The following is a 12,422-nucleotide window of genomic DNA, read 5'->3' as shown; positions in this document are numbered from 1 at the left end:
GCCATGAACTCCCACCAGCAGGCCCCGCCCGATCTGTCGACCCTTGTCAACCTGTTCGATCTGGAGCCACTGGCGGCAGCGCGTATGACCACCATGGCTTATGAATATGTGGCGAGCGGTGCGGCCGACGAGTTTACGGTGCGCTGGAACAGGCAGGCGTTTGATGCCATCAGGCTCAATCCCAGGGTGCTGGTCGATGTGAGTCAGTTAGACACCCGCCTCTCGCTGTTTGGGCAGGAACTCCCCTATCCCATCCTCATTGCCCCAACGGCTTTCCACAAAATCATGCACCCCGACGGCGAACTGGCCACGGCGCGGGGAGCCGGGGCGGCCTCGGCCACATACGTAATCAGCTCGTTTACAACCACGCCACTCGACGATATTGCCCGCGTAGCCAGCGGGCCCCTCTGGTTTCAATTGTATATGAGCAACGACCGGGCCTATACCAGAGACCTGATCCAACACGCTGAAGCACAGGGGTGCCGTGCCCTGTGCGTTACTGTGGATACCCCCGTACTGGGCGCCCGCAACCGGCAGCAGCGGGTTGGTTTCGCCTTGCCCGACGGGATCACGACCCCGCTTATGCCCAACGCCATGGCCCCGTCGACATCACTAACCTGGCATGACGTTGCGTGGCTTAAATCGGTTGCCAACGTACCCATTTTGCTTAAAGGCATCCTGAACCCCGACGATGCCGAACTGGCCGTTCAGGCGGGGGTGGCGGGCATTATTGTTTCCAACCACAGTGGCCGCAACCTCGACACCGTGCCCGCCACGATAGACGCTCTGCCCCGTATTACCGAACGGGTGGCCGGGCGGATCCCGATACTGCTGGATGGCGGCATCCGGCGGGGTACCGATGTGCTGAAGGCTATCGCGCTGGGGGCCAGTGCGGTGCTTGTGGGCAAGCCCATCTGCTTTGGGCTGGCCTATGGCGGGGCAGCGGGCGTCACAAAAGTACTGGACATCCTGCGCGACGAACTGGAACTTGCCATGGCTCTAACGGGCCGGGCCACGCTGGCCGATATCGACGAGTCGGTGATCTGGCGATCAAACCGATAAGGTCTATCTCAGTCTTAGATGTTTGGTGTAAGTTGACCGATCACTTGCTGGTGACGGTGACGACATAGGTTTTTTTCACCCGTCCGCTGCCGTCAGTTCCGGGCTGTTTTTCGGTAAAAACCACCTTAGCGGTGCCCGCTGTGACGCCCTTGATCAGGAAAGCAGCTGAGCCTGTTGCTCCTGAGACCATCCCAGCACCGGTGGTTTTGCGCGACACATCAACGACCTCCTGATTATCGGAAGTGGCGGTAAGTTGCCAGGTCGTATCGGCGCGGGTGGTCATGGACACTTCCCTGATGTCGCCCACACTTAACCGCATCGTCTGACCATTGGCCGTGCCTGTACGGCTGGTTGTGCAGGCACCAGCCAGCGCAACCAGGCTCGCCAGCATCAGTGTGTATAGTTGGCGAAAATGAGGGTAAACGATTTGGTTGTTCATAGTAGCATTAACCCGAATAGCGCACCAACGGTTTTGGTTAACATACCGGTTTAACAAGCGTGCTACAGATACCAGTGATTGATAGTGGCTACGGCGCGAAGCCACACATGCATCAGCCATTGTCATTCAGCAAGGTTTACAGTTTACGGGCGTGGATCAACCCATAATCCAGTTGGGTCGGGATGGCAGCCTGCATGGGCGTTAACCCAGCGTCGGTAAACCAGCGGTGATGTTCGGCGCGGCTGTAGCACCGGCCTTTGGTGACGCAGAAAAGCTGGGCCGAGTAGTCGGTGGTAGCCAGTGGGCCATCCAGCGTATCGTTCAGGAAGCTGTCATGCACCCAGATTTCGCCACTGGGACGCAGGGCAGCAGCAAAGCGACGGGCCAGTTGCCGACAGGTAGCCGTAGGCCAGTCGTGAAACAGACTACCCGCCAATAGCAGGTCCGTTTGGGGCAGGTCGTCAGTCAGCATATCACCGGGCAGCAATGTCACCCGGTTCGGTACCGTATCAGCCCCCGGCCGGCCACTACGGGCAAACCCGTCGAGCAGTTCGGCGGCAACGGTCAGCACGGCGGGGCGGTCCAGCAGGGTGGCCGTGGCAGCGGGGTTTACGAGCAGCCATTCGTACGTATAATAGCCTGTACCGCCGGCCACGTCGAGCAGGTGGCCATTGTGCTTTGGCAGGTTGGCAGCAACAATAGGCGCCAATAACCGGGCGCGTCCGGCCAGACCCAGGGTAAACATTCGGGCCGATTCAGGATCGTCCATTGGCGAAGGGCCATCGCCTTCTTTCACGAAGGAGATACCCTGCGGCGACTCCAGCGGTCCGTCGTGTAGCAGTCGCTGGACCATGTCAACCACACCTGGGTCGTCTTTTTCCAGGCCGGTGTAGCCCGTCAGGTTTGGTGTCTGATCCTGAACCAGATAATGACCCAACTCGCTGATGGTCAGCCGATTTTGTTTGTCGTAGCGGAGCAGTTGCATGGCACAAAGTGCCGGAAAAAGCACCATCGCCGGCCGTTCGGCCAGGCGGAGCTGCTGGCTGAGGTCGGTCAACGAGAGCGGCCCGGCACTCAGCAGGTCAAATACGTTCAGGTGGTGCACGGCCGCCAGCAGCAGGCGTGACCCAAACATAGCCCGCAGTTGCCGGGTAATGGGCGCGGGATCGGGTTGGTGGAGGATAGACATAGACAAGCAGACAAGTTGCCAAAGATACACGTGCCTGCTATCGCGCTCATTCGGTCTGTATCCTATCTTGCAACATGACTACTCCCGACGACAATTTCGCCGCGCTGAATCTTCAGTTGCCCCCCGCCCCTACGCCCAAGGGCGTTTATAAACCCTGCCTTATCGTGGGCAACTTCATCTACGTGTCGGGCCACGGCCCCTACCTGCCCGACGACAGCCTGATGACGGGCCGCGTGGGCAGCGAGGTAGACATGGCGTTTGGCAATGCCGCCGCCAAACAAACGGGCCTCGCCATTCTGGCTACGCTCACCGCCGCGCTCGGTAGCCTGAACCGGGTGAAACGCGTGGTAAAAATCCTGGGCATGGTCAACGCCGTGCCGGAGTTTGGCGAACACCCCAAAGTCATCAACGGCTGTAGCGACCTCTTCGCCCAAATCTGGGGTACCGAAAACGGCATCGGCGTGCGGTCTGCCGTGGGGATGGGGTCCTTACCCGGCAACATTTCGGTGGAAATCGAAGCCATGTTCGAACTGGAAAGCTAGGCATGGTGGACCAATTCCGTCAATTTCTAACGCGCTTTGTCGATTTAACCGATCCTGAATGGCAGGCTCTGGAAAAGCACCTGACCAGTAAGACTATGCCGAAAAAGGGCTTTCTGATTCAGCAAGGGCAGACCGCCACCGAGATTAATTTTCTGCTGAGCGGCTCGTGTCGGCTTTTTTACGAGAGAGATGGCAACGAAAAGACAACCTACTTTTTTTTCGAGAACAACCTGGTTGGCGACTACTTAGGGTGCCTGACAAACCAGCCCAGTACCTTGTCCATTCAGGCCCTAGAAGACTGCAAACTCATTTGCTTTAGGTATGAGGTATTAACGGCTCTGTATCAGCAGTTTCCGGCTTATCAACTCTTCGGACGCAAACTGGCGGAGTACCTGTTTATGGGTTTAGATATTCGCCTGGCTGAATTGCTGACACTAAGCCCCGAAGAACGGTACCTGAAGTTTATCGGTACCCCGGCGAAACGCAAGATTATGGAACGCATTCCCCAGCAGTATATAGCTTCCTACCTGGGCGTAACGCCCGTTTCGCTGAGTCGTATTCGCCGCCGTATTCACCCCTCCTGATTTATTATCTTTTGTTAAGAAGTTGAGCCTGAGCGCGTCTATAGGTTTGTGGCGTTATCAAAACAAAGCAGTGATCTGTATGAAAACGCTCATCAAAGTTGAAGAAGCCGCCCAGTTTGTAGGCTCGATTATCCTGTTTGCCAAACTGCCTTTCGCCTGGTGGGTTTACCCCGCTCTGCTCCTGTTGCCCGACTTAAGTATGGTCGGTTATGTTGTCAACGCCAACATCGGCGCTGTCACGTATAACCTGATTCATCATAAGGCCCTGGCCATCGTTGTGGGTGTGGTGGGGCTGTTTTTAGCCAGCAACTACTGGCTCCTGGCGGGCATCGTGTTGTTCGGTCACTCGTCGATGGACCGGATGCTTGGCTACGGACTGAAGTACACCAAAGGGTTCACGTTTACGCACCTGGGAAAGGTAGGTGCCCGGCAGAAGCCAACGCAGGAGTTGACCGTCGTTTAAATGCTTGAGCACACGGCAGGCAGCGTTTTCAACAAAACGAACTGACCGATGTTGCCTGGTGGCTTTTCAGTTGATTGTATGCCTAGTTAATCAGCTTTCGGATGGCCGACACATGCGCCAGCAACACGATGGGCACCACAACAGATGGTAACCAGACAAACGGGAAATAGAGAATGGCGATATTAGGCTGATCGAATGCCAACTGCTGCAGAGGCGATGGTACGGACAAAGCCGCCGTGGATACAATGTTGATAAGCAGGCCCAGGCAGAGCAGGTTCCAGACCAGCAAAACAGACTTCGGCAGAGATTTCCGTATGAAGCCGACGTAGTAGATCACCGGTGCCGTCAGGCCCGACAGGATATCGAAATTTCGCCCCTCGAAGGTCATCAATTCAGGAATGGTTTTGCCCACGAAGAGCCAGAATAGCACCACTTCTACGGGTATCCGGACTACGTGTAGCAGGGTTAACCAACTGATGCTGAGCGAATCAATAAAGGCGCGCCCGGCTTTTGTGAGCAACAGACCAATCAGTAGCAACAGCGGTGGAATGACCAGGGCGGGGAAGCGTGGCGGCAGGCTGTCTGTTTTCAGATAAAACCCCGATAGACCCACTGCTCCCTGGAGCAACAACCAGCCCAATAGCACGGCCAGTACCGTTCCTGACCTCTGCGCCGCCCGCCAGAAAAGCCAGATAGAAAGCAACGTAGTCAGCCCAAACACAACACTGACGTAGGGAGGTAGTTGATAGAGCATGGGGAAAGGTGGTTAAGTGGCTGGTAAGATACAGCCCCGGCTTCGTCCTACAGGCATAGTAATTACCGTACCGAAACAGCTTATACCTTCCAGTAAATTCTGGTACACTCCTTACCTCACCCGGCTTATTTATGACCCAGTTGACCTCTCTTTCGCGCCGCCATTTTCTGGCGGGTATCGGTGCTTCGGCCCTGACCATGCCTACCCTGACCGTTCCGGTGTACGACGCCCTCGGCCAACCCATATCGAGCCAGTCCGGGCAGGATAAAAAAATTGGTATCGCGCTGGTGGGCCTGGGTAGCTACAGCAAAAATCAACTCGCCCCGGCCCTGCAACAAACGCAGTACTGCCGCCTCGCGGGCATCGTGACGGGCACCTCGGCCAAAGCCAGCGAGTGGATGCAAAAGTATAACATCCCGCAGGCCAACGTCTACGATTACAAAACCTTCGACCGTATCATCGACAATCCCGACATCGACGTGGTGTATGTGGTGCTGCCCAATTCCATGCACGCCGAATACGTGATCCGGGCGGCGCAGGCGGGAAAGCACGTGATCTGCGAAAAGCCGATGGCCATTACCGAAAAAGATTGTCAGGCCATGATCGACGCCTGCAAAAAAGCCAACAAGCAACTGGCCGTTGGCTACCGGCTTCATTACGAACCGTTTACACAGGAAGTAATGCGACTAGGCCAGCAAAAAGTATTTGGCCCGGTGAAGTTTGTGGAAGCCAGCGACGCCTTCCGCATCGGCGACCCTACGCAGTGGCGGATGAAAAAGAGCATGGCGGGTGGCGGTGCGCTCATGGACGTGGGTATCTACGCCATCCAGGGGGCACGCTACGTCACGGGCGAAGAGCCGGTATCGGTCACAGCACAGTTTTCGCCCAAGACCGAACCGCAGAAATTTAAAGATGTGGAAGAGACCATTTTCTGGCAGTTTCGCTTTCCGAGCGGGGCCGTCAGCAACTCCACCTCCAGCTATACGGCGGGTGTGGAGCGGCTGTATGCATCCTGCGAAAAAGGCTGGTTCGAACTCTCGCCCGCCTTCGGCTATGGTCCGCTGAAAGGCCGAACCAGCAAAGGACCTATTGAGATGCCCACTGTAAACCATCAAGCCGCGCACATGGACGGTGTTTGCAAAGACCTGCTGGCCGGAAAAGCACTGCCCAACCACATCACCGGCGAGGAAGGCAAGCGCGACGTACGACTGCTACAGGCTATTTACCAGGCAGCCGAAACGGGACGCAGCATCAAACTGGCGTAAAATCTGCGGCCACGTCAGGGGCAACATAGCGCAGCGTCGGTGGAACCATCTGACCGTTTCTTCCGACGCTACGCTGTTACGTCCCTGACGGGACGATTCGGAGCCCCTTGTTTACTTCACTCTATGCCTTCCCAAACGCCCTTCACCCAAAAACTCCGCGAAGCTCGCCCGCTGCTGGGTACGCTCATATCGCTGTCGGCGCCCGAGGTAAGCGAGATGTTGTCATTGGCGGGGTTCGACTGGCTGTTTATTGACATGGAACACAGCACACTGGCCCCCGCCGATGTGCAGCGACACCTGCAGGCCATCCGGGGCGATTGCAATGGACTGGTGCGCGTGGCGGAAAACAACCCGGTACTCATTCAGCAGGCCCTAGACCTGGGTGCCGATGGGGTCATTATCCCGGCGGTCAGTACGGCCCAGGAGGCCCGGCAGGCGGTACAGTGGGCCAACTATCCGCCCACGGGCAACCGCAGCGTGGGCATTGGCCGGGCGCAGGAGTACGGGTTGACCTTCGCCGATTACGTAGCCAATGCTAACGATACCGTGGCTGTTATTATCCAGGTCGAACACATCGACGCGGTGCATAACCTGAACGAAATCCTGGCGGTACCGGGCATCGACGGCGTGTTTATTGGCCCTTACGACCTGTCGGGTAGCCTTAACCACCTGGGCGACGTGCATCATCCCGACGTTCAGGCTGCGATTCAAACCGTGAAAACAAGCTGCGCCAACCGACATGTGCCAGTGGGTATATTCACCCGCCAGCCCGACGCCATTGCCGCCGAAATCGCCAGCGGCACCCGGTTCATTGCCGTTGGCACCGACGCGTCGTTTATCTGGCAGTCGGGCAAAGCGATTGTCGATCGGTTTCGTGATGCTGTTTAGGAGATAGCCCGTTGCTCCGTTAAACAGTTCGCCGTGCCCTTAGTCGGCTGAAGGTTTCGGGCGAGATGCCCAGATGTGATGCAATGTATTTTAGGGGCACCCGGCCAAAGATGTTGAGGAAGTCGCTCAGCAGTTGGGCGTAGCATTCGGGGGCGGTAAGCATCCGCAGATTTTGGGTGCGCAGCTCACTCAGCCCATTGTAGATCGTGAAACGGGGGCGAACGACGGAGGGCGAAAATTTGCGTGACCAACAGGGCTTGATATGAACTTGCCTCAACCGATATTAGCCAGCTAAACCTGCTACGAATGCCAGCCACTGTTAATCGTTTTTTGTCTTTGGACGTGTTCCGGGGGCTGACCGTTTGTTTCATGATCGTGGTCAACACACCCGGTGCCGGTGCCACGCCGTTTGCTCCCCTGCTTCATGCCCAATGGCACGGCTTCACGCCTACCGATCTGGTGTTTCCGTCGTTTCTCTTTGCCGTGGGGAATGCCATGAGCTTCGCCAACGCCAAATTTCAGTCGCTGCCTACCTCAGCGGTGATGGGAAAAATCATCCGGCGTACGGCCATTATTTTCCTGCTGGGCTACCTGATGTACTGGTTCCCCTTTTTCCGACTCGACGAAGCGGGCAACATGGCCGGTTTTCCGATAGGCGAAACCCGCATTTGGGGCGTCTTGCAGCGCATTGGCGTGTGCTACGGTCTGGCTTCGTTACTTGTTTATTTCTTTTCGCAACGTACGGTTATCCTGCTGGCGGTACTGTTTCTGGTTGGATATTGGCTGATTCTGTTGGGTTGGGGCGACCCCGCCGATCCGTTCAGCCTGCAGGGAAACGCCGTTCTGCTGCTCGACAAATGGACCATCGGCGACGCCCACCTCTACACCGGCAACGGCATTCCCTTCGACCCCGAAGGCCTGCTGAGTACCCTCCCCGCCGTTGTGAACGTGCTCATTGGCTACTATGCCGGGCAGTTTGTGCAGCGGGTGGGTAAGAATTACGAGAGCACCGCGAAGCTATTATTGGCTGGGGCTGGCCTGATCTTTCTCGCCCTTTGCTGGGACATGGTGTTCCCGATCAACAAAAAGCTCTGGACCAGTTCATTTGTGCTGCTTACCACCGGCCTCGATTTGGTCATACTCGCCGCGCTGATCTACGTCATTGAGATCCGGAACTGGAACAGGGCCAACTGGACACAGTTTTTCGTAGTCCCCGGCAAGAATCCGCTGTTCATCTACCTCCTCTCTGAACTAGTGGTAATCATCTTAGCCATGATCCCCGCGGGCAATCACGAAAGCCTGCTCGACTGGATCGGCGTACACCTCTTCCAGAGTCTGGCACCCGGCGCGGTGGGTTCGTTGCTTTTCGCCCTCACGTTCATGCTCTTCTGCTGGAGCGTCGGCTGGCTGCTCGACCGGAAACGGATTTATGTGCGGGTGTGAGTGGGCGCATTGAGAACGGATGTCAGTCTCCGAAATAATCATTATCCATTCGTTTAATTTCATAGACCTGCTGAACAGTAACTCCCAGACTATAGTCGATCATTAATTGGGCTAGTTGCTCACCATCTATTAAAACAATTTTGGTTTCGTTTCTAGGTACGTAATCAGAAGCCTCTCTCGTAAAACTAGATGTTGTTATAAACACACCTTTTTTTGCTCCCTGCCCCGCAAGTGCCCCAACGAATTTATGTAATTCAGGACGACCTACAACATTGCCTGGCGCCCACTTTTTGGCTTGAATGTATATAATATCAAGGCCCAGTTTGTCTTCTTTTATTGTTCCATCAATTCCTTCATCCCCACTTTTACCGATTGCTTTCCCGGCGTCTTTTATTGAACCACCATAACCCATTTTTACGAGTAACTCGACGACTAGCCGTTCAAAAAAAGCGGGCGAAAGAGATACTACTTTAGCCAGTAAATCTTGTGCCAGCGTTTTACGAATGCTCTGATAGGAGCTCTCGAGCGTTTCCTCTGGAGTCTGGGTGGAAATTTCTTCAGAAGAAACAGCTTCTATAATTCCGTTATCGGCCTTTTTAGGCGTTTGAAACTCAACAAATTCTGGAAATTACCTCAATAACCGAGCATCAACCCTGAGAGGTTTTTGAGCGAGAATTGTTAAACCTCTTTCTGTAATTACAACCGTTGCACGTTTTGGGGATTCAAGTAATCCTGCCTTTTTCAAGTACGTTCTAGCCCAACCAACCCGGCTTCCAAACAAGAAAGTCTGTCCACTTGGCAACAATTCATTTTTTTCTTCTTCTGTTAGATTAAACTCAACACTTAGTGCATCAACCACATCATTCAATTTATATTCTCTTTGATCAGAAACGTGTTTCAGAAGAGGTAACATTAACGTTTGATAATCAGGGATAGGCATATTGATAGTTGAGTTTATAATAAATAAAAAATCGGGTGACGCAAATGCCACCCGATTGACCAGCAAATTACATATAAATAATTTACCTTTTACACCTTCCCTACCATTTCCACCGGCACTACCCACTGGTCGAACTCCTCGGGCGTAACGTACCCAAGAGCGACGGCGGTTTCTTTCAGGGTTGAGCCGTTTTTGTGGGCGGTCTGAGCAATTTCGGCGGCTTTGTAATAGCCGATCTTGGTGTTCAGCGCCGTTACCAGCATAAGCGAGTTCTGCACGTGCTTGTCGATGTTGGCCTTGATGGGTTCGATGCCCACGGCGCACTTGTCGTTGAACGACACACAGACGTCGCCGATGAGGCGGGCCGAGTGCAGGAAGTTGAAAATCATCACCGGCTTGAACACGTTCAACTCGAAATGGCCGTTCATGCCGCCGATGTTGATCGCCACATCGTTGCCCATCACCTGCGCGGCCACCATCGTCATAGCCTCGCACTGCGTGGGGTTCACTTTGCCCGGCATGATGCTACTACCCGGCTCATTGTCAGGAATAAACAACTCGCCGATGCCCGCGCGGGGGCCGCTCGCCAGCATCCGCACATCGTTGCTGATCTTCATCAGGCTGGCCGCCACCGTTTTCAGCGCGCCGTGTGCTTCCACAATGGCGTCGTGGGCGGCGAGGGCTTCAAACTTATTTTCGGCAGTAACAAAGGGCAGCCCAGTCAGGCTGGCAATGTGTTTCGCCACATTTTCTGAATAACCGGGGGGCGTATTGATACCAGTACCCACCGCCGTACCGCCCAGGGCCAGTTCGCTTAGGTGAGTCAGCGTGTTGCGGATGGCGCGGAGGCCATGGTCAAGCTGCGAGACGTAGCCCGAAAACTCCTGCCCTACCGTTAGCGGTGTAGCGTCCATGAAGTGGGTACGGCCAATTTTCACCACGTGCATGAATGCTGTAGCCTTGGCATCCAGCGTGTTACGCAGTTTTTCGATACCCGGAATCGTCACCTCCATCAGAATCTGGTAGGCGGCAATGTGCATGGCCGTGGGAAAGGTATCGTTGCTGGACTGCGACTTATTGACGTCGTCGTTAGGGTTCAGAAACTTTTTCTCGTCGGTGAGCGAACCGCCGTTGAGCACGTGCGCCCGGTAGGCCACCACCTCATTCATGTTCATGTTGCTCTGCGTGCCTGACCCGGTTTGCCACACCACCAATGGAAACTGGTCGGCGAGTTCACCGGCCAGGATCTCGTCGCAAACGCGGCCAATGAGGTCGCTTTTTTCTTTTGGCAGCACACCCGCGTCGAGGTTGGTGAGGGCAGCGGCTTTTTTCAGCACGGCAAACGCCCGGATGATCTCGCGGGGCATTTTGTTGATGTCCTGCGCGATGCGGAAGTTGTCAATCGAACGCTGCGTTTGCGCGCCCCAATACACGTTGGCGGGCACCTGCACTGGCCCCATCGTGTCTTTTTCTATGCGGAATTCCATGTTATTAATAAACGAATTAGTGACGGTCCGGTGCCCCGGTGAGCGAATGAGCGAACGCCTGGATTTATTGCAACATACCTGTCATAGCATCCAGACATGCGCTCAATCATTAATTCGCTCATTCGATACGGGCGCAAAGGTATTGCAGCGGGGTGATTTAGTTGGTCGAATTTGCCATAGCTTCGTTAAACTGAGCTTATGCGTTTGGGTTAGAACTGACCTGACTAAAGCTTTATCCAGAAAGTCACCAGACCAGTCAATCCTATGGACCAGCGCATCATCAATCTCTTCGACGAGTACACCCACAAGCCCCTCAACCGCGACGAGTTTTTGAAGCGGCTGGCCAAATTAACCGGCGGTACCGCAGCAGCCATGGCCGTACTGCCCTTGCTGGAAGTCAACTACGCCAAAGCCGAAACTGTAGCGGGTCACGACGACCGTATTAAAACCGAGATGGTCACGTTTCCCGGTGCCGATACGACCATGAAAGGCTACATGGCCCGGCCTGTGGCCAATGGCAAATACCCCGCCGTAGTGGTCATCCATGAAAACCGAGGCCTCAATCCGCACATTGAAGACATCACCCGGCGCATGGCCCTGGCTGGTTTTCTGGCCGTAGCCCCAGATGCCCTCTCTGCCGCCGGGGGCACTCCTACCGACGAAACCCAGATGCGTGACCTCTTCGGCAAGCTGGACCCCGCCAAAACCCGCGATAACTTCGTGAAAGCCGTGGACTACCTGAAAACCCGCCCCGACAGCAACGGCAAAGTGGGCTGCGTGGGCTTCTGCTGGGGTGGGGCCATGGCCAATCAACTCGCTATTCACGCCCCCAACCTGAAGGCGGCGGTACCCTTCTACGGTCGCCAGCCCGACGCTGCCGACGTGCCCAACATCCATGCGCCACTGATGCTTCATTACGGTGGCCTCGACGAGCGCATCAACGCGGGTATCCCGGCGTTTGAGGCTGAACTGAAGAAGGCTAACAAGCCCTACGAGTTGTTTATTTATGAGGGTGCGCAACACGCGTTTAACAACGACACCGCCCCCACCCGCTACAACGAAGCCGCCGCCAAACTGGCCTGGGAGCGCACAGTAGCGTTTTTAAAGAAGAATCTGGTCTAGAGAAAAGGACCAGCGGGCCGCAACATCGGTAGAAAAGGCAGGGGGTAGCCAGTTTATCAAAAAGATCCGTTCGCAGCGAGTTAGCCCTGATGGAAATTGTGAAAGAGGGTTTTCCTGTGGAATCAGCGGCTTTTTTGGAACCTACTATTGGCATCAGCACCAAAGAGATGAATCAGATTTGGTTGGGTCAGAAAGCACCTATCGATGTCGTTGTCAATACGTCGTTGTCTATCAGCCTGTACCC

At 55.2% G+C, this 12,422-nt stretch carries 15 protein-coding genes; 8 read left to right on the top strand and 7 right to left on the bottom strand.

Annotated elements, in window-relative coordinates; translation table 11 throughout:
- Positions 1-3: 3 nt before the first annotated feature.
- Positions 4-1,062, top strand: a complete 1,059-nt coding sequence (locus J2I47_RS18125; RefSeq protein WP_207366004.1) for an alpha-hydroxy acid oxidase — start codon at positions 4-6, stop codon at positions 1,060-1,062.
- Between the two features lie 40 nt (positions 1,063-1,102).
- Here the strand turns inward: J2I47_RS18125 and J2I47_RS18120 are convergent, their stop codons facing one another.
- A complete protein-coding gene (locus J2I47_RS18120; RefSeq protein ID WP_207366003.1) occupies positions 1,103-1,501 on the bottom strand; it encodes a protease inhibitor I42 family protein in 399 nt (132 codons plus the stop codon).
- Positions 1,502-1,637: 136 nt separating this feature from the next.
- A complete protein-coding gene (locus J2I47_RS18115; protein ID WP_207366002.1) occupies positions 1,638-2,690 on the bottom strand; it encodes a methyltransferase in 1,053 nt (350 codons plus the stop codon).
- 74 nt (positions 2,691-2,764) lie between these two features.
- Here J2I47_RS18115 and J2I47_RS18110 point away from each other — a divergent pair, with 74 nt between their 5' ends.
- The 3 genes from J2I47_RS18110 (at position 2,765) to J2I47_RS18100 (ending at position 4,279) form a co-directional block, all read left to right on the top strand.
- Positions 2,765-3,232 carry a RidA family protein gene (locus J2I47_RS18110; RefSeq protein WP_207366001.1) on the top strand — a complete coding sequence of 156 codons (468 nt, stop codon included), beginning with the start codon at positions 2,765-2,767 and terminating at the stop codon, positions 3,230-3,232.
- 2 nt (positions 3,233-3,234) lie between these two features.
- Entirely contained in the window at positions 3,235-3,816 is a 582-nt protein-coding gene (locus J2I47_RS18105) for a Crp/Fnr family transcriptional regulator (RefSeq protein ID WP_207366000.1), read from the top strand.
- A 79-nt stretch (positions 3,817-3,895) separates the two neighbouring features.
- A complete protein-coding gene (locus tag J2I47_RS18100; RefSeq protein WP_207365999.1) occupies positions 3,896-4,279 on the top strand; it encodes a DUF4260 domain-containing protein in 384 nt (127 codons plus the stop codon).
- Between the two features lie 82 nt (positions 4,280-4,361).
- Here the strand turns inward: J2I47_RS18100 and J2I47_RS18095 are convergent, their stop codons facing one another.
- Positions 4,362-5,033, bottom strand: coding sequence for a DUF8737 domain-containing protein (locus J2I47_RS18095; protein ID WP_207365998.1), 672 nt, complete (start codon positions 5,031-5,033; stop codon positions 4,362-4,364).
- A 131-nt stretch (positions 5,034-5,164) separates the two neighbouring features.
- Between J2I47_RS18095 and J2I47_RS18090 the strand changes: the two genes are divergently transcribed.
- A complete protein-coding gene (locus J2I47_RS18090; protein ID WP_207365997.1) occupies positions 5,165-6,298 on the top strand; it encodes a Gfo/Idh/MocA family protein in 1,134 nt (377 codons plus the stop codon).
- Positions 6,299-6,421: 123 nt separating this feature from the next.
- Positions 6,422-7,186, top strand: coding sequence for an HpcH/HpaI aldolase family protein (locus J2I47_RS18085; protein WP_207365996.1), 765 nt, complete (start codon positions 6,422-6,424; stop codon positions 7,184-7,186).
- A gap of 19 nt (positions 7,187-7,205) precedes the next feature.
- On the opposite strand, the gene J2I47_RS18080 is transcribed toward J2I47_RS18085, so the two are convergent.
- The gene (locus tag J2I47_RS18080; RefSeq protein WP_229374730.1) at positions 7,206-7,463 is read right to left on the bottom strand and encodes a cyclic nucleotide-binding domain-containing protein; all 258 of its coding nucleotides are present in this window, start codon (positions 7,461-7,463) and stop codon (positions 7,206-7,208) included.
- A 29-nt stretch (positions 7,464-7,492) separates the two neighbouring features.
- On the opposite strand from J2I47_RS18080, the gene J2I47_RS18075 reads away from it, so the two are divergent.
- A complete protein-coding gene (locus J2I47_RS18075) occupies positions 7,493-8,629 on the top strand; it encodes an acyltransferase family protein (protein WP_207365995.1) in 1,137 nt (378 codons plus the stop codon).
- A 22-nt stretch (positions 8,630-8,651) separates the two neighbouring features.
- On the opposite strand, the gene J2I47_RS18070 is transcribed toward J2I47_RS18075, so the two are convergent.
- The 3 genes from J2I47_RS18070 to fumC form a co-directional block, all read right to left on the bottom strand.
- Positions 8,652-9,107, bottom strand: coding sequence for a restriction endonuclease (locus tag J2I47_RS18070; RefSeq protein WP_262899028.1), 456 nt, complete (start codon positions 9,105-9,107; stop codon positions 8,652-8,654).
- A 150-nt stretch (positions 9,108-9,257) separates the two neighbouring features.
- Positions 9,258-9,569: a winged helix-turn-helix domain-containing protein gene (locus tag J2I47_RS18065; protein WP_207365994.1), complete on the bottom strand. Its 312-nt coding sequence runs from the start codon at positions 9,567-9,569 to the stop codon at positions 9,258-9,260.
- A gap of 89 nt (positions 9,570-9,658) precedes the next feature.
- Complete coding sequence (gene fumC, locus J2I47_RS18060; protein ID WP_207365993.1) at positions 9,659-11,056, bottom strand: class II fumarate hydratase; 1,398 nt, start codon at positions 11,054-11,056, stop codon at positions 9,659-9,661.
- 264 nt (positions 11,057-11,320) lie between these two features.
- On the opposite strand from fumC, the gene J2I47_RS18055 reads away from it, so the two are divergent.
- Positions 11,321-12,178, top strand: coding sequence for a dienelactone hydrolase family protein (locus J2I47_RS18055; protein WP_207365992.1), 858 nt, complete (start codon positions 11,321-11,323; stop codon positions 12,176-12,178).
- Positions 12,179-12,422 lie beyond the last annotated feature (244 nt).

This window comes from Fibrella rubiginis (assembly GCF_017353185.1).
GTDB classification, from domain to species: domain Bacteria; phylum Bacteroidota; class Bacteroidia; order Cytophagales; family Spirosomataceae; genus Fibrella; species Fibrella rubiginis.
This window is presented reverse-complemented; position numbering and strand designations above follow the sequence as displayed.

What these genes read in the sequence shown, in the direction of transcription:
- J2I47_RS18125 (WP_207366004.1), top strand. Translation starts at nt 4, where the DNA reads ATGAACTCCCACCAGCAGGCCCCGCCCGATCTGTCGACCCTTGTCAAC.
- J2I47_RS18120 (WP_207366003.1), bottom strand. Translation starts at nt 1,501, where the DNA reads ATGAACAACCAAATCGTTTACCCTCATTTTCGCCAACTATACACACTG.
- J2I47_RS18115 (WP_207366002.1), bottom strand. Translation starts at nt 2,690, where the DNA reads ATGTCTATCCTCCACCAACCCGATCCCGCGCCCATTACCCGGCAACTG.
- J2I47_RS18110 (WP_207366001.1), top strand. Translation starts at nt 2,765, where the DNA reads ATGACTACTCCCGACGACAATTTCGCCGCGCTGAATCTTCAGTTGCCC.
- J2I47_RS18105 (WP_207366000.1), top strand. Translation starts at nt 3,235, where the DNA reads ATGGTGGACCAATTCCGTCAATTTCTAACGCGCTTTGTCGATTTAACC.
- J2I47_RS18100 (WP_207365999.1), top strand. Translation starts at nt 3,896, where the DNA reads ATGAAAACGCTCATCAAAGTTGAAGAAGCCGCCCAGTTTGTAGGCTCG.
- J2I47_RS18095 (WP_207365998.1), bottom strand. Translation starts at nt 5,033, where the DNA reads ATGCTCTATCAACTACCTCCCTACGTCAGTGTTGTGTTTGGGCTGACT.
- J2I47_RS18090 (WP_207365997.1), top strand. Translation starts at nt 5,165, where the DNA reads ATGACCCAGTTGACCTCTCTTTCGCGCCGCCATTTTCTGGCGGGTATC.
- J2I47_RS18085 (WP_207365996.1), top strand. Translation starts at nt 6,422, where the DNA reads ATGCCTTCCCAAACGCCCTTCACCCAAAAACTCCGCGAAGCTCGCCCG.
- J2I47_RS18075 (WP_207365995.1), top strand. Translation starts at nt 7,493, where the DNA reads ATGCCAGCCACTGTTAATCGTTTTTTGTCTTTGGACGTGTTCCGGGGG.
- J2I47_RS18065 (WP_207365994.1), bottom strand. Translation starts at nt 9,569, where the DNA reads ATGCCTATCCCTGATTATCAAACGTTAATGTTACCTCTTCTGAAACAC.
- fumC (WP_207365993.1), bottom strand. Translation starts at nt 11,056, where the DNA reads ATGGAATTCCGCATAGAAAAAGACACGATGGGGCCAGTGCAGGTGCCC.
- J2I47_RS18055 (WP_207365992.1), top strand. Translation starts at nt 11,321, where the DNA reads ATGGACCAGCGCATCATCAATCTCTTCGACGAGTACACCCACAAGCCC.